This window comes from Croceicoccus sp. Ery15 (assembly GCF_020985305.1).
In the GTDB taxonomy this organism is placed as follows: domain Bacteria; phylum Pseudomonadota; class Alphaproteobacteria; order Sphingomonadales; family Sphingomonadaceae; genus Croceicoccus.
In genome coordinates this window covers 269702-292640 of the sequence record NZ_CP087588.1, presented here as the reverse complement: position 1 = coordinate 292640, position 22939 = coordinate 269702, and the positions used below count along the sequence as shown (strand labels likewise).

Genomic DNA, 22939 nt, shown 5'->3' with positions numbered 1-22939 from the left:
GTAGAGTGAAAAACAGAAAAGCGTATTCGATCGTTTTGTTCACGGCAACGGCGCTGACGCCGCACCTGGCTCTGGCGCAGGATGCCGACACCCCTGAAGCGCAAGAAGCAAAGGCCGAAGATCAAACCGGTCTGGGCGACATCGTCGTCACCGCCACTCGTCGCGAAGCGCGGCTCCAAGACGTGCCGGTGGCGGTGACCGCGATCACTGGCGACGCGTTGGCCTCTGCCGACGTCTCCACGGTCAGGACGCTGACGCAGGTGGTGCCCGGTTTCGTCGGCAGCCGCAACATGGGCGTGTTCCAGCCGGTCGTCCGCGGCGTCGGTTCGACGGGTATCTCAATTGGCGACGAACCCAATATAGCGACTTATGTGGACGGCGTCTATCAACCGGAATCGGCTGCGAACTGGATCGACCTGGTCGAGGTCGAGCGTGTCGAGGTCCTGCGGGGACCGCAAGGCACCACATTCGGCCGAAACGCGACCGGCGGGCTGATCAATGTAATCACGCCCGATCCAAGCTTTAATTTCCGGGGTAAAGCGACGGCGCGCTTGGGGCGGATGCGGAATGATGCGGGAGATTACGATGCCCGTTTTTATGTCACCGGTCCTTTAAGCGACTCGGTCGCAGCCGATTTCGCCGGACTTTACCGTAAGAATGAGGGATACATTACCGACTTGATACGGGGAGGTGGCTTGGGTGACCAGCGGGTCATCGATCTCCGCAGCAAGGTACTTTTTAGAGCCAGCGACGCCCTCGACATTATCTTGACCGGAGAGTATTTCGATCAAAAAGGCACCACGAACTCTCCTCAGCCGCTTGATGGCAATACGGCAGGCCGCAGGTTCGCCGGCGTCATCCTTCCGACGGACGCTTGGCAGGCTTCGCTCACGAAGGAGCCGACTCTCGACCTAAAGCGCTACTCGGCGGCGCTCCACACACGGCTCGATCTCGGGTCTGTCGCGCTAGATACGACGACAGGGTACATGTTGCTGCGCTGGGATCAGGACACCGATTCCGACGCCTCGAACATCGAGCTCGGCAATTTCCTAGCAGAGTTCAATGTCGAATCCATCAGCCAAGAGATTAAGCTAAATTCGGCTGATCCGGGTCCATTCCAGTGGCTCGTCGGGGGCTATTTCTATCAGTTCGGGGGGAACGCCTTCCTCCAGCCATGGACTGCCGCAAGTCCCGATCTTCCTCTTAGTGGTCCCACGGTGGAACCTGAGCTTGAAGGCCGCTCATTCGCGGGCTTCGCGGAAGGAACCTATGAGTTGCTCTCCGGCCTGTTCTTGACAATCGGCGCCCGCTACACCACCGAAACGCGCAATTTTACACAGCAAATCAATGGAAACGTCGTCGTCAACGACGCCGAAGAGACCTTCAACAAGTTCAACTACAAACTCGGCGTTCGCTACGAGATCACCGATAACACCAGCGTTTACGCCACTTACAGCACCGCGTTCAAGAGCGGGGTGTTCAATATGGCCGCAGCGAGCGCGACGGCGGTCGATCCCGAGAATATCAGCGCCGCAGAGTTCGGCATCAAATCCGATCCGCTCGACTGGTTGCGGACGAACCTGTCGATTTACTACTACGATTACCAGGATCTCCAGCTACAGGCGAAAGACGCCATCGGTCCTAGTTACATCCTGCAAAACGCCGCCAACGCGGAAATCTACGGCGGCGAGTTCGAGGTTTTCGTCCGTCCCGTAGCAGACCTGACGCTGCGGAGCGCGGTAGCGTATACCCACGCCCGTTATCAGGATTTCCCCGATGCCCAGGGCTTCTTTCCGCGCGCCGACGGCGGCAACGACGTGGTGACATTCGACGCTTCGGACAATGTCATGACCCGGGCCCCCGAATGGTCCGGCAACTTCGGCATCGACTGGGGCAGTGACGTCGGCGATGGTCGTATCACTTTCGCAGGTAACCTGTCCTGGAGCTCACGGGTCTATTACGACTTCGCGAACCTCTTCTCGCAACCGTCCTACACGCTCATCAACGGGTCGGTCAGTTGGACGCCCGAGAGCGAGCGATTCAAGATCGGGTTGTGGGTCACCAACCTCACCAACGAGAAGGTGCTGCAGACGGTCCGGCCCGGCGCACTCAGCACCGACGGGTTCTATGAACAACCTCGTAAGATTGGAATTTCAATCGAGACCAAGTTGTAAAGTGACATAACAAGAGGGAGAATGACGCCAATGACAAACCAATCGTTCAATTTCCGGAAGGTCGTCCTGCGCACCAGCGCCTCGGCGATCGTCGGATCAATCGGGCTCGCACCGATGGCGGCGCATGCGCAGGACGCCGCAACAAGTGAGCCTCAGGCCGAGGAGCAACAGACCGGCGGCCTCGAAGAGATCATCGTGACTGCGCGCAAGCGGGCCGAGAACCTGCAGGAAACGCCGGTCGCGATCACCGCGATGACCGGCGGAATGCTCGAGGAACGCCAGATCACCAACGTGGCTGAAGTCGCAAGATTCGCGCCGAACGTGAACATCTCGCCGGTCGCCAACATTTCGGGTTCGAGCGCCTCGATCACCTCGTTCATCCGCGGCGTGGGCCAGACCGATTTCAATATCACCGTCGACCCGGGCGTGGGCGTCTATGTCGATGGCGTCTATGTCGCCCGCTCGGTTGGCGCGCTGCTCGACATGGCCGACATTGCGAGCGTCCAGGTCCTGCGCGGGCCGCAGGGCACACTGTTCGGCAAGAACACCATCGGCGGCGCGATCGTCGTCAATTCGGTCGAACCGCAGTACGATTTCGACATGAAGCTCGAAGCGGCGACCGGCCGGTTCAACCGCGCCGATTTCAAGGGCATGGTCAACGTGCCGCTGAGCGACATTCTCGCAATGCGGGCCGTCGCGTCCTATGAAACCCGCGACGGCTACCAGAAGCGTTTGTTCGACGGCGGCCGCCAGGGCAACAAGGACAGCTTCGGCGGACGCATTGCGTTCAAGTGGGAGCCGACCGACAAGCTGACCGTCAACCTGAGCGGCGATATCAATATCCGGCGCGAAGAAATGGCTGCGTCGACGCTGGTCGACCTTTTCGAATCGCCCAACCTGCTGCAGGTTGTCGACTTGAATGGCCGAACCGTGGTTTTCCCCAGTTCGACTTATGCCTGGAACAAGTTGCAGGGCGGCGCAGGTTTCTGCGGTGCGGACGGGGAGCTAGCACCGGTCAACGATCCGCGCTGCGCCACCACGCAGTGGATCACCGGCGATATCGATTCAACCTGGTCCGGGGCCAAGAACCAGTCGGATTTCGACCTGTGGGGCACGAACCTGACGCTGGATTATGATTTCGGTGACATCGCCCTGAAGTCGATCAGCTCATATCGCGATCAGAAGGCCACGATCCAGTTCGACTTCGACGGAACGCCACATCCCTACCTCACCCTGACAAACAATATCGACCTGTGGCAGGCCTCGCAGGAACTGCAGTTGACCGGCAGTGTCCTGAATGATCGGGTGAAGTTCGTTCTGGGCGGCTATTATCTGAAGGAAAAGGGCCAGGACAAGAACAACCTGCTGTTCGGCTTCGCTGACTTCTTCAGCGGCGGCAAGATCGACAACGACAGCTATGCTGCCTATCTGCAGGCAACGATCGAGGTGACCGATCGCCTTTCGATCACGCCGGGCATCCGCTATACCGACGAGACCAAGCGGTTCGATCCTTCGTTCCAGACCATCAATGTTGATTACACTGCTCCGCTTGGGCAGGCCGGCATAATCCCTTACCCCGAAGGCGTGTTCATCGCCTTCAGCCAGTGCGTGACCGGCCAGCCAGAGCCCTTGCTGGTGACCGATCCGGCGAGCCCGCTGTTCGGCTTCCCGCTGCCTGGAGGCTGCGAACCAGCCGCCACTAACCCTGGTGGAAACCACAGCATGCCGGCGGTCCAGGTTGCCGTCAAGGCCAAGGAATGGACCCCGGCGATTTCGGCTGACTACAAGATCACCGACGATATCCTTGTCTATGCCTCCTATTCCAAGGGTTTCAAGAACGGCGGCTTCACGCAGCGGGTCTTCCCGGCTGATCAGGTTGCGCCGGAGTTCAGGCCCGAATTCGTGGAATCATACGAACTCGGCCTCAAGACCGAGCTGCTGGATCGCCGTCTGCGCCTGAACCTCGCCGCGTTCATGTCAAACTACGATGACATCCAGGTCGTCGTCAGCGAAGGCATCGCCCCCCGGGCACGAAACGCCGGTTCCGGCCGCATCAAAGGCTTCGAAGTCGAAGGCGAGGCGAGTCCGACCGATTGGCTAAGCCTGACCTTCGGCGTTGGCTATCTTGATGCCTATTACCGCTCCATTGATCCGTTGGCGTTCCCCGTGAACCTGGACTCGAAGTTCGCCTTCGTGCCGGAATGGACCGGATCGGCCTCGTTCAACGCCGACGTCTATGAAGGCGACATGGGCAGGTTGGCGCTGCGCGGAGACTGGTCGTACCAGAGCGAAACCTTCAAGGATGCGATCAACAGCCCGCAACTGCGCCAGCCTGGCTACAGCGTCTTCGGCGCCAGTGCTTCGTTCACCGAGAAGAGCGAGCACTTCACCGTGACCGCTGGTGTGACCAACCTGACCGACGAACGCTATATCCAGGGCGGTTACGTCGATCCGTTCGTCGCCGGGACAGCGGTGGCAACCTATTCACGCCCGCGTGAATGGTTCCTCAAGCTCGCCTATAAGTACTGACACTTACCACCCCCGGGGGCGGCGGTCCGCCGCCGCCCTCACCCTTCTGGTGGCACCGACCAAGAGCCTGCGAGACACCTCGCCGCCCAAATTTGGTATTGGCAACTTGTCTTGCGGCTAAAGGAGCAATGTCTTGGGCGTTACGATCCCCCCGCTCGAGCGCAGCGATTTCCTGACCGGCCAACCGCTTGTCGACGGCGCCGAGATCTGTGCCGGCTCTACCTACGCGGTCACTAACCCGGCAACCGGCAAAACGCTGGCGAATGTCGTCAAGCTGGGCGCTGCCCAGACGCGCCGGGCAATTGAAAGCAATGCCCGCGCTTTCATCGATTGGCGCAAGCGGCCCGCTCAGGAACGCGCGCGCCTGCTGCATGACTGGCTGGCGCTGGTCCGGCTCCATCGCCACGATCTTGGTTTGCTGATGACCGCCGAACAGGGCAAACCGCTGGCCGAAGCGCTGGGCGAGGTCGATTACGCCGCAAGCTTCATCCAGTGGTTCGCCGAAGAGGCGCGCCGTGTCTATGGCGAGGTCATTCCGGCCAGCGCTGACCGGCGGATCGTCGTGATCCGTCAGCCAGTCGGCGTGGTGGGCGCCATTACGCCGTGGAACTTTCCCGCCGCGATGATCACCCGCAAGGTCGCGCCTGCACTGGCGGCGGGCTGCACCGTGACCCTCAAACCGTCCGAACTCACCCCCATGACCGCTTTCGCTCTGGCGAAGCTCGCCCTCGAAGCGGGCATTCCGCCCGGCGTGTTCAACGTGGTCTGCGGGGATGCGCCCGCAATCGGATCGGTCCTGACCAGCCATCCCGATGTTACGAAGTTCACCTTCACCGGTTCGACCGCGATTGGCAAGTTGTTGACCGCACAATGCGCTGCCACGCTCAAGCGGGTTTCGATGGAACTGGGCGGCAATGCCCCGCTGCTGGTGTTCGACGATGCCGATCTCGATCAGGCTGTCGAGGGGGCGATCGCCTCGAAATTCCGTAACACCGGACAGACCTGCGTTTGCGCCAACCGGATCCTCGTGCAGAGCGGCATTCATGACCGCTTCGTCGAGGCGCTGGCCGCCAGGGTGTCCGCGTTCCGGGTCGGCAACGGCCTTGAAGGCGCAACCGACCAGGGACCGTTAATCACCGCATCAGCCTTGGCCAAGGTTCAGGGGCATGTCGCCGATGCCGCGGCGCAAGGTGCCCAGCTGGTCACCGGCGGCAAGAGACACGAGGCCGGAGATCTGTTCTTCCAACCAACCGTACTGACCGGAGCGAGCCCGGCGATGCGACTGGCGGACGAGGAGACCTTCGGGCCGGTTGCCCCGGTGTTCCGTTTCGAAACCGAGGCCGAAGCGCTGGCGCTTGCCAACGCCACGCACTCGGGGCTGGCGGCTTATGCCTTCACCCGCGACATTGACCGCGCCTGGCGGGTTTCCGAAGGCCTTGAGACCGGGATGGTCGGCTTGAACAGCGGCATCGTCTCGACCGAGACCGCCCCGTTTGGCGGCATCAAGGAATCGGGACTGGGCCGAGAAGGTTCGCGACACGGTATTGAAGAATTCCTGGAGATGAAGACTATCAGTGTTGGGGTCCGGCCCGAGAGTCCGGTGTAAGCGGAATGCGGTCCCAAGGAATCAAGATTTTTGTTGCTCAATGCGGAATGCATTGTATGATGTCGACAAAAGATCGGGAGATGGAATTCAGCATGCCCTTCAAGGCTAGGCCTTACGCGACCTTGACCGCCCAAAACGCGCAGGAAAGTCTCCTGCCTTGAAGCGCATGGTCGTGGGGATTACCGGCGCAACCGGCTCGGTCTATGGTCTTCGCCTGCTTGAGCTGCTGCGCGAGACGGGCGGTTGGGAAACCCATCTGGTGATGTCTCCGGCGGCGCTGCTCAACATTCGCGAGGAACTGCCCGAAGGCAAGGCTCGGCTCGAAGCGCTGGCCGATGTGGTGCACAACGTCCGCAACGTCGGCGCCTCGATCGCCAGCGGTTCGTTCGTGTGCGAAGGCATGGCGATCGCGCCATGTTCGATGCGCACGCTGGGCGCGGTGGCGCACGCCCTGTCCGACAACCTCATCACCCGCGCGGCCGACGTGATGCTGAAGGAACGGCGCCGCCTGGTGATGATCACCCGCGAAGCGCCGCTCAACCTGGCGCACCTGCGCAACATGACGGCCTGCACCGAAATGGGGGCGGTGATCTTCCCCCCGGTGCCGGCCTTCTATGCGCGGCCGAGCTCGCTGGCCGACGTGGTCGATCACAGCTGCATGCGGGTACTGGATCTGTTCGGGCTTCATGCGAAGTCGGAGAAACGCTGGCAAGGCCTTAGCAAAGAGGCGGCAAGCCTTGTTTCGGGTGCTGGGCAAATGGAAGGGAATTGAGAATGGCGTGGGATGTCAGCCGTCGCACGGTCATGAGCGGTGGCGCCGTGGGTGCTGTCGTTGCCGGTCTGGGAATCGGCCGCAGCGCTTTGGCGCAGCGGCCGCGCAAGATCATCGTCATCGAGGAGACGGAAGTTCCCGAAAGCAGGCTCTTTGCCCAAACTTTCGTCAACTCGGGGCGAGCCGCAAGAGTGATCCGGATCGACCGCTCGCTCAACGGCCTGCTGCATGAACTTGAAGCGATTGAAGGCGTGCTGGTCGGCCTTACTTCCGATCCCGCGGCGATGATCGCCGAGCAGATCCTGGTGGCCGGCGGCGCCCGCCCGCTACTGCAGTGGACCCATCAATACCGCAAGCTGCGCTGGGAACACCAGACTGTTGGCGCGCCGAAGCTGCTTGCGCGGGCCAGCGTCGGCTGGCCCAGCGTTCTTGCCCACCACATGCAGGATGCGCTCGTCGGCGATCGCCAGGATGCCGAACTGCGGTGCCAGTCAGGACATTGCGGCCTCGATGGCAAGAGCCCCGGCATGCTCGTTTCATGGGCATTCGAAGCGGGAGTACAACACTCGTGAGCACGCGCATGCCCCAAGGCGTCGATGCCCCGACCTTTCGCAAGGCACTTGACGAACTGGCCGCGATCGTCGGCAAAGAATGGGTCTTTGTCGATGAGCTTCCGCTGTCGACCTACCGCGATGCCTATTCACCGCTAGCCGATGGCGAGTTGCTGCCCTCGGCTGCTGTGGCACCGGCCAACATGGAACAGATTCAGCAGGCGCTGAAGGTATTCAACGCTTACCAGCTGCCGATCTGGACATTCGGCAACGGCCGCAATTTCGCCTATGGCGGCCCGGCCCCGCGCCAGTCCGGTTATGTCATGTTCGACCTCAAGCGGATGAACCGCATTCTCGAAGTCAACGAGAAATACGGCTATGCGCTGGTCGAACCAGGCGTTTCCTATTATCAGCTTCACCGCCATTTGCGCCAGATCGGCAGCAAGCTTTGGGTTGATCCGGCGGCTCCGGGCTGGGGTGGCGTGATGGGCAACGCGCTCGAACACGGTGCCGGCTACACGCCTTATGGCGATCACTTCATCATGCAATGTGGCATGGAAGTGGTTCTGGCCGATGGCCAGGTCGTCCGCACCGGCCAGGGCGCAATCGAGGGATCGCCGCACTGGCAATCCACCAAGCATGCAGCGGGCCCGCATTTCGACGGCATGTTCACCCAGTCCAACTTCGGCGTAGTGACCAAGATGGGCATCTGGCTGATGCCTGAACCGCCGGGCTACAAGCCGTTCATGATCACCTACGAGCGCGAGGAAGACCTTGCTGCGATCTTCGACGCGGTGCTGCCGCTGAAGATCAACCAGGTGATCCCCAACGCCGCTGTGGCGGTCGACCTCCTGTGGGAAGTCTCCGCCAAGACCACGCGCCGCCATTATTTCGACGGCAAGGGCCCTATCCCGGACTCGATCCGCAAGAAGATCGCTTCGGACCATGACCTGGGCATGTGGAACTTCTATGCCGCGCTGTACGGCCCGCCTCCGATCATCGAGAACAACTGGAAGCTCGTCGAGGAAGCGATGATGAGCATTCCCGGCGCAAAACTGTACCTCAGCCGCGAGAACGATCCCGCCTGGGATTATCGAATTCAGCTCATGCGCGGCGAGCCGAACATGACCGAGTTCAGCATCATGAACTGGATCGGCGGCGGCGGGCATATCAACTTCTCGCCGATCTCGGCACCCGACGGCAAGGAAGCGCTGAGCCAGTACAACCTGATCAAGCAACGCTGCCATGATTACGGTTTCGACTACATCGGCGAGTTTCTCGTGGGGTGGCGCGACATGCACCACATCCTGATGATCATGTACGACCGCGCCGACGAGGTCATGCGCAAGGGAGCCTACGATCTGTTCGCCAAGCTGGTCGACGAAGCGGCGGATGCTGGCTTTGGCGAGTATCGAACGCACCTCGCCTTCATGGACCAGATCGCCAAGACCTATAAGCACAACGATGGGGCGCTGTGGGATTTGCACCATCGCCTCAAGGATGTGCTCGACCCCAACGGCATCCTTTCCCCGGGCAAGCAGGGGATCTGGCCCAAGGCGATGCGCAACCAGGGGTGAGCGTACGACCGCCTGCAAGACGAATACAAGGATCGAGAGACCATGACCCAACTTGAACACTGGATTGGCGGAGGCGCCGTTGCCGCATCGAACGGTGCCTACTTCGACGACCTCAATCCGGTCGACGATTCGGTCTATTCGCGGGTGCCGGCCGGCACCGCCGATGACGTGAACCGCGCGGTCGAAACCGCCTATCAGGCTTATCTGAAACATCGCGATCTGCCCGCACCGGTGCGCGAAGCATGGATCGCGAAAGCCGCCGAAATCATGGAGCGCGATACCGCCAAATTCGCCGACGTGCTGGTCGACGAAATCGGTTCGCCGATCGCCAAGGCCGGGTTCGAAACCCGCTTCGCGGTCAGCTTCCTGCGCGCGGCGATCGGCGTGCCGCGCCGGATTCGGGGGGAAACGATCCCTTCGGACACCCTTGGGCGGTTCAGCATGAGCCTGCGCCAGCCGGTCGGTGTGGTCGCCGGGATTACCCCGTTCAACGTGCCGCTGATCAAGGGGATCAAACAGTCAGCCATGGCCCTGGCCACAGGCAACGCCTTCGTGCTGCTACCCTCGGAATCCGCGCCAATGATCGCCGATCTGCTCGCTAAATTGTGGAAGGAGGCCGGCGTTCCCGACGGCTTGTTCAACGTGGTCTACGGCAATGGCGCGGAGATCGGCGACGTGCTGACCGGCCATCCCAAGGTCGCATCGATAACCTTCACCGGGTCCTCGCGCGTCGGCAAGCACATTGCCGAAATCGCGGCCCGCAACCTCAAGAAGTACACGCTGGAGCTGGGCGGCAAGAGCCCGCTGGTGATCTGCGCCGATGCCGATCTGGACAAGGCGGTCAACGCCGCGCTGTTCAGCATCTTCATGTACCAGGGCCAGGTCTGCATGGGGGCTTCGCGGATCTATGTGGAACGGTCGATCTTCGACCAGTTCGCTGAAGCTTTCGCCGCCGCGACAGGCCGCGCCAAGAGCGGCGAACTGCGCGAGCCGACCACCATGCTGGGGCCGATCATTTCGGAGCGCCAGCGCGACCGCGTCCGCCGCCACATCGACGATGCCCGCGCCAAGGGCGCCGAGGTACTTGCCGGCGGCGAATGGGACGGGAACTGCTGTTCCGCCACGGTGCTGCGTGGAGTCACGTCGGAAATGACGGTCTTCGAAGAAGAGACCTTCGGGCCGGTGACCTCGCTTTATCCGTTCGACACGCTCGAGGAGGCGCTCGAACTCGCCAACAACACCGAATACGGCCTCAGCGCCTCGATCTTCACCCGCGATCTCGACAAGGCGCTGGCCTTTGCCCAGCGGGCCGAAGCGGGGATGGTCCACATCAACGCGCCGACCCTGCACGACGAGCCGCACGTTCCGTTCGGCGGGACCAAGGCATCGGGTTTTGGCCGCGAAGGGACCGAAGCCGATCTCGAAATCATGACCGAATGGAAATGGGTCACGATGCAGTCGGCGACTGCGGGCGCGGGCGGACACTGACAGGCGGGATGCAACGGCAATGAACGATCTTCCCAACCGCGCCCGGTCGATCTCCTCGCTGCGCGATTTCCTCGAACTGCTCGAGGATTCGGGCCAGGCCATCACCTGGAGCGATCCGGTGATGCCCGAACCCGGCGTGCGCAACATTGCGGTTGCCGCCTCACGCGATGCCAACGGCGCGCCGGCGATCGTGTTCGACAACATCACCGGCTATCCCGGCAAGCGCCTGGCGGTGGGCGTTCATGGTTCGTGGGACAACATCGCCCTGCTGCTGGGCCGCCCCAAAGGCACGACAATCCGCGAGCTGTTCTTCGAGATCGCCGGCCGCTGGGGCGATCAGGAAGCGCAGATCAGCTCTGTTCCCGAAGCCCAGGCCCCGGTGCACGAATGCCGGATCGAACAGGACATCAACCTTTACGATGTCCTCCCGGTCTATCGGATCAACGAATATGATGGCGGCTTCTACATCGGCAAGGCCTCGGTCGCCTCGCGCGATCCGCTCGATCCAGACAATTTCGGCAAGCAGAATGTCGGCATCTATCGCCTGCAGATCCAGGGGCCGGACAGTTTCACCCTGATGACGATCCCCTCCCACGACATGGGACGTCAGATCATGGCGGCCGAACGGGAAGGCGTTCCGCTCAAGATTGCGGTCATGCTGGGCAATCATCCCGGCCTTGCGGTGTTTGCTGCCACCCCGATCGGCTACGAGGAATCGGAATATTCCTATGCCTCGGCGATGATGGGCGCGCCGATGCGGCTGACCAAATCGGGCAACGGGATCGACATCCTGGCCGACAGCGAAATCGTGATCGAGGCCGAGCTGCAACTGGGAGAACGCGAGCTGGAAGGGCCGTTCGGCGAATTTCCCGGTTCCTACAGCGGCGTGCGCAAGGCGCCGATCTTCAAGGTCACAGCGGTGTCCCACCGGCGCGATCCAATCTTCGAGAACATCTACATCGGGCGCGGCTGGACCGAGCACGATACCCTGATCGGCCTGCACACCTCCGCCCCGATCTATGCCCAGCTGCGCGAGAGCTTCCCCGAAGTCACCGCGGTCAACGCGCTTTACCAGCACGGACTGACCGGGATCATCTCGGTCAAGAACCGCATGGCCGGCTTTGCCAAGACGGTCGCGCTGCGCGCGCTGAGCACGCCGCACGGCGTGATGTACCTCAAGAACCTGATCATGGTCGATGCCGATGTCGATCCGTTCGATCTCAACCAGGTGATGTGGGCGCTTTCGACCCGCACCCGTGCAGACGATATCATCGTGCTGCCCAACATGCCTGCCGTTCCGATCGATCCTTCGGCAGTGATCCCAGGCAAGGGGCACCGCCTTATCATCGACGCGACCAGCTATCTCCCGCCCGATCCGGTGGGTGAAGCGCACCTTGTCACCCCGCCAACCGGGGACGAGATCGACGCCCTGAGCAAGCGGATCCGCGAAATGCAGCTGGGAGCCCTGTCATGACCACCACCGTCTGCGGGCGCTGCAAATCGAGCGGCGCTGTCACCGATCATCAGGGCAGGCAGGACGGCGAGGTCGTGTGGACGATCCTGCGCTGCCCGACCTGCAACTTTTCCTGGCGCGACAGCGAACCGGCCCGCGCGATCGACCCTGCTGCGCGCTCGGCCGATTTTGCCGTCGATGCCGGCGATCTCCAACGTTATCCCAAGATTCTCCAGCAATAAGGCTCCCAACGCCATGATCGATCAAGCCCGCCAGACGGCCACGCTCGGCACCCTCACCCAGGCACTGGGCAAGGAGACCGTCGATACCAGCCCGCAGACCCTGGCCCGCTATGCTGCCCCGGGGATGGTACCGGCAGGCGTGGTGCTTCCGGCCGATGAAGCCCAGCTCGCCAGGGTGCTGGAAGCCGCGCGCACCAGCGGCGGTGTGGTCCAGACGGTCTGCAACGGCGCCTACGGACTTGAAAAAGCCGTACAGGACAAGGTGATCGTGCTTGACCTGCAGAAGATGAACAAGGTCCTCGAGGTCAATGACGAACTGGCCACCTGCCTGGTCGAACCGGGCGTCACCTTCCGCCAGCTCGATGCCCACATCAAGGAAAAGGGGATTAAGCTGTGGGTCGACTTTCCCGGCAATCCCGATGAAAGCGTGGCCGCCAGTTTCATCAACCGGCGCCCCGGCTACACCCCCTATTCCGATCACTTCCTGATGCAGTGCGGGCTCGAGGTGATGCTGGCTGATGGCAAGATGGTGCGAACCGGCATGGGTGCCATGCCCAAGAGCACCTGCTGGCAGCTGTTCAAGTTCGGCTATGGCCCGTGGGTTGATGGGCTGTTCACCCAGTCCGATTTCGGGGTAGTGACCAAGGTCGGGATGTGGATGATGCCGCAGCCTCCGGCGCACCAGACCTTCATGGTCGCGGTTCCCAAAGAGGACGATCTTGGCCCATTGCTGGATGTGCTCGGGCCACTCAAGCTCAACATGGTGGTGGCCAATGGCGTCGCGGTGGGCAATGCGCTTCACGAAGCGGCCCTGCTCGGCAAGCGCCGCGCCGACTTTGAAGGCCAGGGGCCGATGGCGGCGAGCGCGGTCAAAGCCGCGGGCGAATCACTCGGCCTTGGCTACTGGAACCTCTATGGCTCGCTCTATGGGTTGCCAGACAACGTCGCGATCCTGTGGGACATGGTCAAGGGCGCGTTTTCGTCGATCAGCGGCGCCAGGGTCATCGTCGATGGCAAGGGCGTGGATCCCAAGCTGTGGGCATGGCGGATGGGCTCGATGACCGGCGTCGTGACCGATCCCCCGGCCAGGACCGCGGGCTGGAGCGGCGACATGGCGCTTACGGTCAACCCGGTCAGCCCTGTGGATGGCGAGGAAGCCGTCAAGCTTTATGAACTGTCGCGCGATATCTGTGCCAAGAACGGCTTCGACTTCGTTGGCGAAACCACCGCGATCTGGCGTTCGGCCAACCATCGCCAAGTACTGTCCCATGCCGCCGGGAAGGGCGAGGATGCGGCACGGGCCAAGACTTGCGCCGAAGCCCTGATCGCCGCGCAGGCCGAGGCCGGCTTCGGCCAGATCCTGACCGACCCCGGGCTGGGGGCGGCGGTTGCCAAGACCTATGAAAAGGGTGGCCGCTCGGCCCTGCATGCGCGGGTCAAGCAGGCGCTCGATCCCAACTCGATCTTTGCCTCGGTCTGAGCCGATGCGTCGCCATGCCTGCGGAGGTACAATGAACAAGCTCCTCGTCCTTTCGCTCCTCGCCACTCTTGGCGCCTGTTCGTCCAAGCAAGGCGAAGTGGTCGCGGATGGCGCGGAGAATTATGAGCGTTACTGCGCAGGTTGCCACAACCCCGGCCCGGGCCACGGTGGCACCATGCTGCTGGCCGAAAAAGGTGCTCCGGTGCCTTCGCTCATCGGTCGCAAGGACTTAGATTACGATTACCTACATTCGGTCGTTCGCCAGGGCCTGATCGAAATGCCGCCGTTCCGCCCGACCGAATTGTCGGACACGGAAATCAAGCAGATCTACGATCACATCATGGCGCAGAAGCTTCCCCCCGCGAAGGCTCAACCCGCCAAAAACAAAACACCGTAAACTTAAATCAAAATGGGCGAGAAAGATCAACAGGGTTCCTATGGCTGAACTTGGTGCGACGCCAAAGGAGTATGCGGATAGCCAGTCGCCATATTGAGGACGCACCTTGTGTTGGATAGTCGTCGTTATCTATGGCTACGACGCGCAATTTATCGCTTGATTGCACTGGTGTTCGGTTCCGCTTCGCTGCTCGACAAAAGCGCTTTTGGCCCAGTTTTCCTCGCTGGCCCGGTTGGCCTTATGCTCGGCAGGGTAGCCTTCGGGGGAATTTCAGCTCGCTACAACCGCATGCGGGTATTTGCGTGGATTGTTTCACTTTCGGGATTTGTCCAACTCACAAGGTTCGCGGTAACGCTTGAAGAACTCCTCGCCATTACTGCATCTGAACCGAATGATATCATATGACGAGTGGAATTTATGATCGAGATGGCACGGTTTGATTGGAGCGATCCCTTCAACTTTGACGATCAACTGACTGAAGAAGAACGAATGGTGCGTGATGCGGCTCATGGCTTCGCGCAAGGCGAACTTCAGCCCCGGGTCATCAATGCCTTCCGCGAAGAGCTGGATGCAGCAGAGTTGTTTCCACTCATGGGACAAGCCGGCTTGCTTGGAGCGACGATCCCACAGTCTTATGGCGGTGCTGGAGCTGGCTATGTCTCCTACGGTCTGATCGCGCGCGAGATTGAGCGCGTGGATTCGGGCTATCGTTCAATGGCATCGGTGCAAAGCTCGCTCGTCATGTATCCGATTTTTGCTTTCGGCTCGGAGGAACAGCGGTTTAAATATCTGCCTGGCCTAGCCGCAGGCTCGCTGATCGGCTGCTTCGGCCTGACAGAACCTGATGCGGGATCTGATCCTGCGGGCATGCGCACAATCGCGAAGAGGATTGATGGTGGCTATGTCCTTTCCGGCATCAAAACATGGATTTCGAATGCTCCTTTCGCCGACGTCTTTGTCGTCTGGGCAAAGAGCGAAGCACATGATGGGGCCATTTGCGGCTTCGTGCTTGAAAAGGGCCTGAAGGGGCTTTCCGCTCCCAAGATCAAGGGCAAGCTCAGCCTGCGCGCCTCGACCACCGGCATGATCGTGATGGATGAGGTTGAGGTTGACGAAGAAGCCTTGCTCCCCGGGGTCCAGGGTCTCAAGGGCCCCTTCGATTGCCTAAACCGCGCACGCTATGGGATCAGTTGGGGAGCGCTCGGCGCAGCAGAATATTGCATGCACGCAGCCCGCCAATATGGGCTTGATCGGCACCAGTTTGGAAAGCCGCTTGCCTCCAACCAACTCTATCAAAAGAAGCTCGCCGATATGCAAACAGACATTGCGCTAGGGTTGCAAGCCTCATTGCGTGTCGGCCGCCTAATGGATGAAGGCAGGTTCGCGCCGGAGATGGTCTCTCTCGTCAAGCGTAACAATGTCGGAAAATCGCTTGATATTGCGCGCCATGCCCGAGACATGCACGGCGGTAATGGCATCAGCGATGAATATCAAGTCATGCGGCACATGGTGAATCTGGAAACCGTCAACACCTATGAAGGCACGCACGATGTGCACGCGCTCATCCTTGGTCGAGCACTCACTGGCATTGCCGCATTCTAGGGCAGGCCACCTTCCTTCTTCAGTGTTGCGCTGCCTGGTCGCAGCAACAATCGTTGTGTCGAGTGAGCGGAAACGACGGAGCGTGGTGGCCGCCTCAATAGCTTCGCGGTAGTTTCAGGACATGCTCTGCGATGAATGACAATATGAGATTGGTCGAAACAGGTGCCACCTGATAAAGGCGGGCCTCTCGAAATTTCCGTTCGATGTCGTATTCCTCAGCAAAGCCATATCCGCCATATGTCTGGATGCAGGCGTTGCCCGCTTCGACTGCTACGTCCGCGGCAAGCATTTTTGCCATGTTCGCCTCGGGTCCATGTTCAAGCCCCGCTTCGTAAAGGCGCGCGGCCTCATGGACCATGAGCTCGGCAGCGCGCATATTTGCGTGGGCTCGCGCGATCGGGAAAGAGACGCCCTGATTCATGCCAATGGGGCGATCGAAAACCACCCGTTGATTGGCATAAGCAATGGATTTTCGGGTAAACCATTTTGCATCACCGACGCATTCGGCAGCAATAAGAACTCTTTCCGCATTCATGCCCGAAAGGATGCAATGAAAGCCCTTGCCTTCTTTGCCTAAGAGATTGGCGACCGGGATGCGCATCCTGTCGAAGAAAAGTTCCGTCGTGGCATGGTTCATCATGGTGCGGATAGGCCGGATCGTTAGCGAACCCGCGGTGCGAGCCTGATTCATATCGACGATGAATATGGAAAGACCGTCGGTTTTCTTCGTCACTTGATCGCGCGGCGAAGTCCGCGCTAGCAGCAGCATGAGATCGCTGTGTTCGGCGCGACTGGTCCAGATTTTCTGGCCGCTCACCACAAAATAGTCCCCATCGCGAACTGCCGTCGTCCTTAACGCAGTGGTATCGGAGCCGCTTCCCGGCTCGGTTACGCCGAAAGCCTGCAAGCGCAGTGCGCCGCTTGCGATCGCGGGAAGATAAAGGCGCTTTTGCTCATCCGATCCATGTCTGAGGATGATGGCCATGTTATACATCTGGGCATGGCATGCCGCTCCGTTGCAACCCATCGCTTGAATCGTCTCAAGGATGGCAACTGCAGCCGAAAGGCCCAGACCTGATCCGCCATATTCCTCGGGTATGAGCACCGAAAGATAGCCAGCGCTCGTCAACGCATCCACAAAGGAGGTCGGATATTCGCGATCAGCGTCGAGCTTGCGCCAATATTCACCCGGGAACTTTTCACACAGCCGGCGCACGCCGTCGCGGATTTCGTGAAAGTGTTGAGATTCGAAAGGACTAAGAAACTGCATCGCCCTCATCCTGAGAGATTGTGAAAAACCCTTGATCTGCAACGATGACGTCGCGCTCGAGCACCGATGCCCGAAAAGCGCCATTATTCCAGATTTCGGTTCTGATGGTTTCACCAGGGAACACCGGCGCGGCGAAACGCAGTTGCACTGCGCGCAGGCGCTCGGCCTGGTAGCCAAGTCGCCCGCGGAGGATGGCGTGAACGATGATGCCCATCGTGCCCAAGCCGTGCAATATCGGCATCCTGTACCCGGCGCGCGCCGCGATTGCGGGATCGCTGTGCAGCGGGTTGAGATCTCCATTGAGACGATAGATCAGGGCCTGTTCGGGACCGGTCGTCAGGTCAATGACAAGACCGGCATTGCCTTCCGCCAAGGGTACCGGCGAACTTCGCGGTGCTTCGCCTTCCCCTCCGAACCCGCCGCCGCCGCGAATGAAGATCGTACGTTCAAGACAGGCAAAGCAGGTGCCGCGATCATCGCGGATATTGGTTTCGGTGAATATCAACGCGGCCTTGCCCGCGCCTTTGTCGACAATGTGGGTGACGCGGGTTGTGCTTTCGACTTCGCCAGTTGCCGGAACCGGGCCAAGCAGTACCATGGATTGGCCGGCATGCAGGACGGAAACCGGATCTACACCAGAATCAGGGTGCCCCAGCCAGAACCCGGGACTCGCGAGAACGAGCGCCATGCCGGGCATGGCAACCGGTCCACGAAGGGGATCCACGAATGGCAGCTGCGCGAGGTCGGTAGGATCTCGCCCCATCCCGATCGATAAGGCGTAAAATGCAGCATCGCGTGGAGTGACGGTCTGACGAACCGCAGGAATACGAAAGTTGAGCAATTTTTGCGGATCGATTGTCACTTTCAATTTCCCTGGAAGGTGGTCAAAGGGTGGCGCTGGCAACCATGATCGGACGGCCATCGCGCGCATGGGCGACGAACTGAACACTATTGCCGTTCGCGCGAAGCGCCAAATGCAGTTCCTCGCCGCAGATCGCGGCAGACACCGCTCGGCAATCGAAGCACCGAAGCGCATTGTCGCCGAAGTGCTGCTGGGCGAGTTCCAGCAGCAGTGTCGCCGTCAACGGACCGTGAACGACGAGGCCGCGATACCCCTCGATTTCGCAGGTGTAGGCCCGATCATAATGAATCCGGTGACTGTTGAAGGTCAGCGCCGAAAATCGGAACAGCAAGGTTTCGGAGGGGACCAGCGCGCGGTGCGCAACCCATCGGGATCCGTCGAAGATCATGTCAGACGGCCTTGGCAGCTCTGCGGTGCCCAAAGGCATGGGATCCCGATAAACGATCGCTTGGGTTTCGCGAACGGAGAGTTCGCCTTCGCAGCGGGTTTCTTGTGCTATCTCGACGAAAACAAGCTTGCCGGTCGCCCCTTGCTTTTCGGCGATGGAATTGATCCGCGATCTGCGCTGCACCTTCTGACCGATGAGCAACGGCGAAAGAAATTCGATCTTGCTCGATGCCCACATCCGGCGCGACTGAGGAAGTGGTGGCATGAAGCTGCTTTCGCCGCCGCGCACCGGATGGCCATCCACGCTCAATGCCGCTGTTGGCGCGTCTGGCAGGCAAAGGCACCAATGATAGCCTTGCGGCACGCTGCCATCTGCCGGCGCAACGCGGTCGAAAGTCGCCAGCCACCGTCTTGCGGCAGCGAGTTCCAGATAGTCGTGACGCAATTCTTCACGACCGATCCAGCTTTGCCATTGTTCGTCTGGCTGGGTGGTCATAAATCATCTCCGGTCAGGCCGCGGGCAATCACCTGAGCCTGAATTTCCGCAGCGCCCTCGAAAATGTTGAGGATGCGCGCATCGCAAAGGATGCGACTGATCTCGTATTCAAGGGCATAACCATTGGCGCCGTGGATCTGCAGCGCAGCGTCGGCGTTCGACCAGGCGGCGCGAGCGGCAAGCAACTTTGCCATGCCGGCCTCAATATCGCAGCGCTTTTCCGAATCCCTGGCTCGCGCGGCAGCATAGCAGAGTTCACGCGCCATCACAAAATCGACAAGGCTCATCGCCAGCTTGTCCGACACGCGCGGAAACCCGACGATGGCCCTGCCGAATTGCTTGCGAACCAAGGCATAGTCGAGGCCCAGTTCGAGGGCCCGCCGCGCGACGCCGACTGCCCGCGCGGCGGTCTGGATGCGTGCGCCCTCGAAGGTACGCATGAGCTGCTTGAACCCTTTCCCCTCCTCGCCGCCCAGCAGGGCGTCTGCCGGCGCGGTCATGGCATCGAACTGCAGGGCATATTCGCGCATCCCGCGATAACCGGGGACCTCGATCTCGCTTCCGGTCATGCCAGGGGCTGGGAAACCGTCATCGCTCGTGCCCCGAGGCTTGGGCACCAGCAACATCGACAGCCCGGCGTAACCCCTGGCTTCAGGTAATGTTCGCACGAGCATCGTCATCAGATCTGATCGGCTGGCATGGGTAATCCAGTTTTTCGCCCCGTTGATGACCCAGTGATCGCCGTCGTGCCGTGCGCGGGTTTGAATGGAGCCAAGATCCGATCCGGTGTCGGGTTCGGTGAAGGCTGCTGACGGCAAAACCTCGCCGCTCGCGATCCTGGGTAGCCACCAGGCCTTTTGCGCTTCGGTGCCGTTCAAGCCGATCAGTTCGCCGGCGATTTCGGACCGCGTGCCAAGCGAACCCGCGCCAATCCAGCCGCGCGACAATTCCTCGGTTATGATGCACATCATTAGCTTGCCAAGGCCAAGACCCCCATAGATTTCGGGTATGCAGACTCCGAATGTACCGAGATCGGCCATGGCCTGAATCACTGCCTCGGGGATAAGGTCATTCGCCAGATGCCATCCGTGCGCCTGGGGCACGATGACAGCATTGGTGAAGCGACGGTATTGCTCGCGGATCGTGTCGGCTTCGGCATCATCGAGCGACTCGCTTGGCCATTGCCCCTGAGCCAGGGCTGCGGCCACTTCGCCTCTGGTTGCCGCATAGTCCACGTCGAGCAGGTCCGCGCACCGGTCGAAAAGCGTGCGGGCAGCGCTGCCAAGTCCGAGGTCGCCGGGGCGGAAGATTTCGTTCTGGCCCATCGGCAGGCCGCCACCGATCTGGCCAATGCATTCAGCGAAGGCCAGAATGGCGATCCTGGCGTCAAGATCATTCTTGCTGCCCCTGGCCTCGGACCATTCGAGCACCGCTTCCATCGCAGCCACAAGCGTGGCCACCCAGGCATAGCCGTGCGCGGCCCGCTGCTCCTCATCAATCCTTCCGGACACCAAGCGCGCGCCCAACGCTGCCTTGACCGAGGCGCGATAGTCTCTCGCGGCGTTCAGGGCCTGGCGCAGATCAGCCACCTTCAGGCCGCGCGCTCGAAGATTGCGGCGATGCCTTGTCCGCCGCCGATGCACATCGTCTCAAGACCGTAGCGGCCTTTCGTGCGCACAAGTTCGCGGGTAAGGTTGGCAAGAATACGACCACCGGTTGCACCGATCGGGTGGCCAAGCGATATACCCGAACCATTGACATTGAGGATTTCGTTCCGGCCGTCGTCATCCGACCAGCCCCATCCTTTCAGAACCGCCAGAACTTGCGGTGCGAAGGCTTCGTTCAGCTCAACCAGATCAATATCGCCCCAGCCAAGGCCGCTGCGGGCGAACAAGCGTTGCACTGCAGGAACGGGACCAATTCCCATGCGACTGGGATCACAGCCCGCCGCGGCCGAGCTATGATAAAAGGCGATCGGTTCCACCCCCAGTTCGTCGAGTTTGTCTTCGGCCACCACTAGGCAAGCGGCAGCGGCGTCGTTCTGCTGACTGGCGTTGCCAGCGGTTACGACGCCGCCCTCGATCGCCTTCAGCGCGCCGAGCGAAGCCATCGTCGCGTCGCCGCGATAACCTTCATCGTGTGCGAAGATGACAGGCGCGCCCTTTCTTTGCGGCACCACAACCGGCACGATTTCGTCGTCGAACATTCCATTCGCCCAGGCGGCCGCGGCCCGCTGGTGGCTGCGCACGGCATAGGCATCTGCCTGTTCCCGGCTGATGTCATAATCCCTGGCAAGATTTTCGGCCGTTTCGATCATGCCGGAAATAACACCAAAACGCTCCGTCGGCTGAGACATAAGGCGTCCGCGCGTCAACCTGTCGTGAAGGGTGATATTGCCGGAACGCTTGCCCCTGCGAAGGTCGGTTGAATAATGTTCGACGTTGGACATTGATTCGACCCCGCCGGCGACAACAACGTCGGACATCCCCGTCTGCACCATCATCGCGGCGTTGACGATCGCCTGCAGCCCCGAACCGCAGCGCCGGTCGAGCTGATAGCCGGGGACTTCAAGCGGCAGGTCGGCAGCCAGCCATGACCAGTGGCCGATGGCCGGCGCCTCGCCGTTGCCATATCCCTGACTGAACACGACATCGTCAACCCGGGCGGGATCGATCTTCGTGCGCTCGATCAGGGCCTTGAGGATGACTGCGCCAAGCTCGCCTGCAGTCATCGGCGAAAGAGAGCCGCCAAACTTGCCCACCGCAGTGCGGATCGGCATGACAATGGCTGCGCGACGAAGGGTCATTTCGGGTCTCCACTCGCTATGTTGCCCACAATACCTGCGTCGATCAGGCGGCCGATTTCGGCGGCAGGCAGCGAGAGCAGATCCGCCAGGACTTCTTCGGTATGCTGGCCATTGTACGGCGCGGGACAAGGCTCCCGACGGTGCATTTGAGGAACGGTGGCGAATGTGCCCGCGGCGGGATAGTCGAAGCCGCTGGGATTTGGCACCGTCCCGAAAATCGGATTGTTCGCTACCAGCGCTGGATCGTGAACCGCATCAAGCATCCTGCGATAGGGCGAAAAGACGATTCCCCCCGCATCGAAGGCAGTGGACAGATCGGCGTAATCACGCGAACGGATTGCCCGTTCAAACAAGGGATAGAGCATGTCACGCAAGGTATATCGGAGGCCGTCATCCTGTTCGAAAGAAACACCGCGCTCTTGTTCGATGGCCGCAACATCTTCGGAAAGGCCCAGCGCTACCAGCAAATTGGCCCACTGGCGATGCGTGGCAACGACAATCATTATCCGCACCCCGTCGCGCGTGGTGAAGTCGCGACCGAACAAGCCATAAACTGCATTGCCAAGGCGCGGACGATCCCGGCCCGTATAGAGCATTTCTGCAAGTGCACCGAGGTTGGCGACCGTGCCGATCGCCACGTCTGACAACGGCAGCCGGATCTCGCATCCTTCGCCACTTGTGCTTCGCCACTGCATCGCGGCAAGCATGGCGAATGCTCCGTATGCGCCGGAAATGAGATCCCACGCGGGCAGGACATGATTGACCGGATCGGGGCCGGTTCCAGTCAGCATAGGGTATCCCACGGCATTGTTTATGGTGTAATCGAGCGCGGGCGAGCCATCGGCCCACCCCATTATCCGCAAGGTGACAAGATCCGGACACCCCTGCGCGAGGAGGGCATGGGACAGGAAACCATCCACCGGAAAATTGGTGATGAGCTGGCCGGTTGCCCTCACCAGTTCCTGCACAATTTCACGCCCCTCAGGCTTGCGAAGATCAACCGCGACTGACTTTTTTGCACGATTGAGATTCTCCCAATAGAGCGAGTCGTTCGCCTCCGTCACAGGCCAGCGCCGGTAATCGGGGCCGCCGCCAGTCTGGTCGACACGTATCACCTGTGCGCCAAATTGCGCGCAATAAAGGCCCGCCGTGGGAGAGGCGACGAATGACGATGCCTCAATGATCGATAGGCCATCGAGAAAACTATACATGGCGTTTGATCCGGCCCGCAGGCGAATTGGCCACGC

19 protein-coding genes are annotated in these 22939 nt (G+C 60.8%); 13 read left to right on the top strand and 6 right to left on the bottom strand.

Annotation, left to right across the window (positions count from 1 at the left end):
- Positions 1-5: 5 nt before the first annotated feature.
- From LOZ77_RS01490 to LOZ77_RS01430, 13 genes are all read left to right on the top strand, one after another.
- A complete protein-coding gene (locus LOZ77_RS01490) occupies positions 6-2174 on the top strand; it encodes a TonB-dependent receptor (RefSeq protein ID WP_230280491.1) in 2169 nt (722 codons plus the stop codon).
- A gap of 30 nt (positions 2175-2204) precedes the next feature.
- Positions 2205-4703 carry a TonB-dependent receptor gene (locus LOZ77_RS01485; RefSeq protein WP_230280490.1) on the top strand — a complete coding sequence of 833 codons (2499 nt, stop codon included), beginning with the start codon at positions 2205-2207 and terminating at the stop codon, positions 4701-4703.
- A gap of 133 nt (positions 4704-4836) precedes the next feature.
- On the top strand, positions 4837-6309 hold the full coding sequence (locus LOZ77_RS01480; RefSeq protein ID WP_098108429.1) for an NAD-dependent succinate-semialdehyde dehydrogenase: 1473 nt from the start codon (positions 4837-4839) through the stop codon (positions 6307-6309).
- A 166-nt stretch (positions 6310-6475) separates the two neighbouring features.
- Entirely contained in the window at positions 6476-7081 is a 606-nt protein-coding gene (locus LOZ77_RS01475; RefSeq protein ID WP_276306934.1) for a UbiX family flavin prenyltransferase, read from the top strand.
- Positions 7082-7083: 2 nt separating this feature from the next.
- Positions 7084-7653, top strand: a complete 570-nt coding sequence (locus tag LOZ77_RS01470; protein ID WP_066762372.1) for a hypothetical protein — start codon at positions 7084-7086, stop codon at positions 7651-7653.
- Positions 7650-9209, top strand: a complete 1560-nt coding sequence (locus LOZ77_RS01465) for an FAD-binding protein (protein ID WP_066762374.1) — start codon at positions 7650-7652, stop codon at positions 9207-9209. Before LOZ77_RS01470 ends, LOZ77_RS01465 begins: the two co-directional genes overlap by 4 nt.
- 42 nt (positions 9210-9251) lie before the next feature.
- Positions 9252-10697 carry an aldehyde dehydrogenase family protein gene (locus tag LOZ77_RS01460; protein WP_066762376.1) on the top strand — a complete coding sequence of 482 codons (1446 nt, stop codon included), beginning with the start codon at positions 9252-9254 and terminating at the stop codon, positions 10695-10697.
- 19 nt (positions 10698-10716) lie between these two features.
- Positions 10717-12171, top strand: coding sequence for a non-oxidative hydroxyarylic acid decarboxylases subunit C (locus tag LOZ77_RS01455; protein WP_066762379.1), 1455 nt, complete (start codon positions 10717-10719; stop codon positions 12169-12171).
- Positions 12168-12392 carry a non-oxidative hydroxyarylic acid decarboxylases subunit D gene (locus tag LOZ77_RS01450; RefSeq protein ID WP_066762380.1) on the top strand — a complete coding sequence of 75 codons (225 nt, stop codon included), beginning with the start codon at positions 12168-12170 and terminating at the stop codon, positions 12390-12392. Before LOZ77_RS01455 ends, LOZ77_RS01450 begins: the two co-directional genes overlap by 4 nt.
- A 13-nt stretch (positions 12393-12405) precedes the next feature.
- Positions 12406-13872, top strand: a complete 1467-nt coding sequence (locus tag LOZ77_RS01445) for an FAD-binding oxidoreductase (RefSeq protein WP_066762381.1) — start codon at positions 12406-12408, stop codon at positions 13870-13872.
- Positions 13873-13903: 31 nt separating this feature from the next.
- Positions 13904-14269, top strand: coding sequence for a cytochrome c (locus LOZ77_RS01440; RefSeq protein WP_066762383.1), 366 nt, complete (start codon positions 13904-13906; stop codon positions 14267-14269).
- A 156-nt stretch (positions 14270-14425) separates the two neighbouring features.
- Positions 14426-14674 carry a hypothetical protein gene (locus tag LOZ77_RS01435; protein ID WP_230280489.1) on the top strand — a complete coding sequence of 83 codons (249 nt, stop codon included), beginning with the start codon at positions 14426-14428 and terminating at the stop codon, positions 14672-14674.
- 12 nt (positions 14675-14686) lie between these two features.
- Positions 14687-15871: an acyl-CoA dehydrogenase gene (locus LOZ77_RS01430; protein WP_066762465.1), complete on the top strand. Its 1185-nt coding sequence runs from the start codon at positions 14687-14689 to the stop codon at positions 15869-15871.
- Between the two features lie 94 nt (positions 15872-15965).
- On the opposite strand, the gene LOZ77_RS01425 is transcribed toward LOZ77_RS01430, so the two are convergent.
- From LOZ77_RS01425 to LOZ77_RS01400, 6 genes are read right to left on the bottom strand one after another with little or no spacing between them, the layout of a single operon-like run.
- Positions 15966-17141 (bottom strand): acyl-CoA dehydrogenase family protein, encoded by a 1176-nt coding sequence (locus tag LOZ77_RS01425; protein ID WP_066762387.1) that lies wholly within the window; start codon positions 17139-17141, stop codon positions 15966-15968.
- A complete protein-coding gene (locus tag LOZ77_RS01420) occupies positions 17128-18003 on the bottom strand; it encodes a MaoC/PaaZ C-terminal domain-containing protein (RefSeq protein ID WP_066762467.1) in 876 nt (291 codons plus the stop codon). The genes LOZ77_RS01425 and LOZ77_RS01420 overlap by 14 nt, the downstream gene beginning before the upstream one ends.
- Positions 18004-18025: 22 nt before the next feature.
- On the bottom strand, positions 18026-18886 hold the full coding sequence (locus LOZ77_RS01415; protein WP_061939682.1) for a MaoC family dehydratase N-terminal domain-containing protein: 861 nt from the start codon (positions 18884-18886) through the stop codon (positions 18026-18028).
- The gene (locus tag LOZ77_RS01410; protein ID WP_066762390.1) at positions 18883-20475 is read right to left on the bottom strand and encodes an acyl-CoA dehydrogenase family protein; all 1593 of its coding nucleotides are present in this window, start codon (positions 20473-20475) and stop codon (positions 18883-18885) included. The genes LOZ77_RS01415 and LOZ77_RS01410 overlap by 4 nt, the downstream gene beginning before the upstream one ends.
- A 2-nt stretch (positions 20476-20477) precedes the next feature.
- Positions 20478-21692, bottom strand: coding sequence for an acetyl-CoA C-acetyltransferase (locus LOZ77_RS01405; protein WP_066762392.1), 1215 nt, complete (start codon positions 21690-21692; stop codon positions 20478-20480).
- Positions 21689-22903 (bottom strand): CoA transferase, encoded by a 1215-nt coding sequence (locus tag LOZ77_RS01400; protein ID WP_066762395.1) that lies wholly within the window; start codon positions 22901-22903, stop codon positions 21689-21691. Before LOZ77_RS01400 ends, LOZ77_RS01405 begins: the two co-directional genes overlap by 4 nt.
- Positions 22904-22939: the final 36 nt, after the last annotated feature.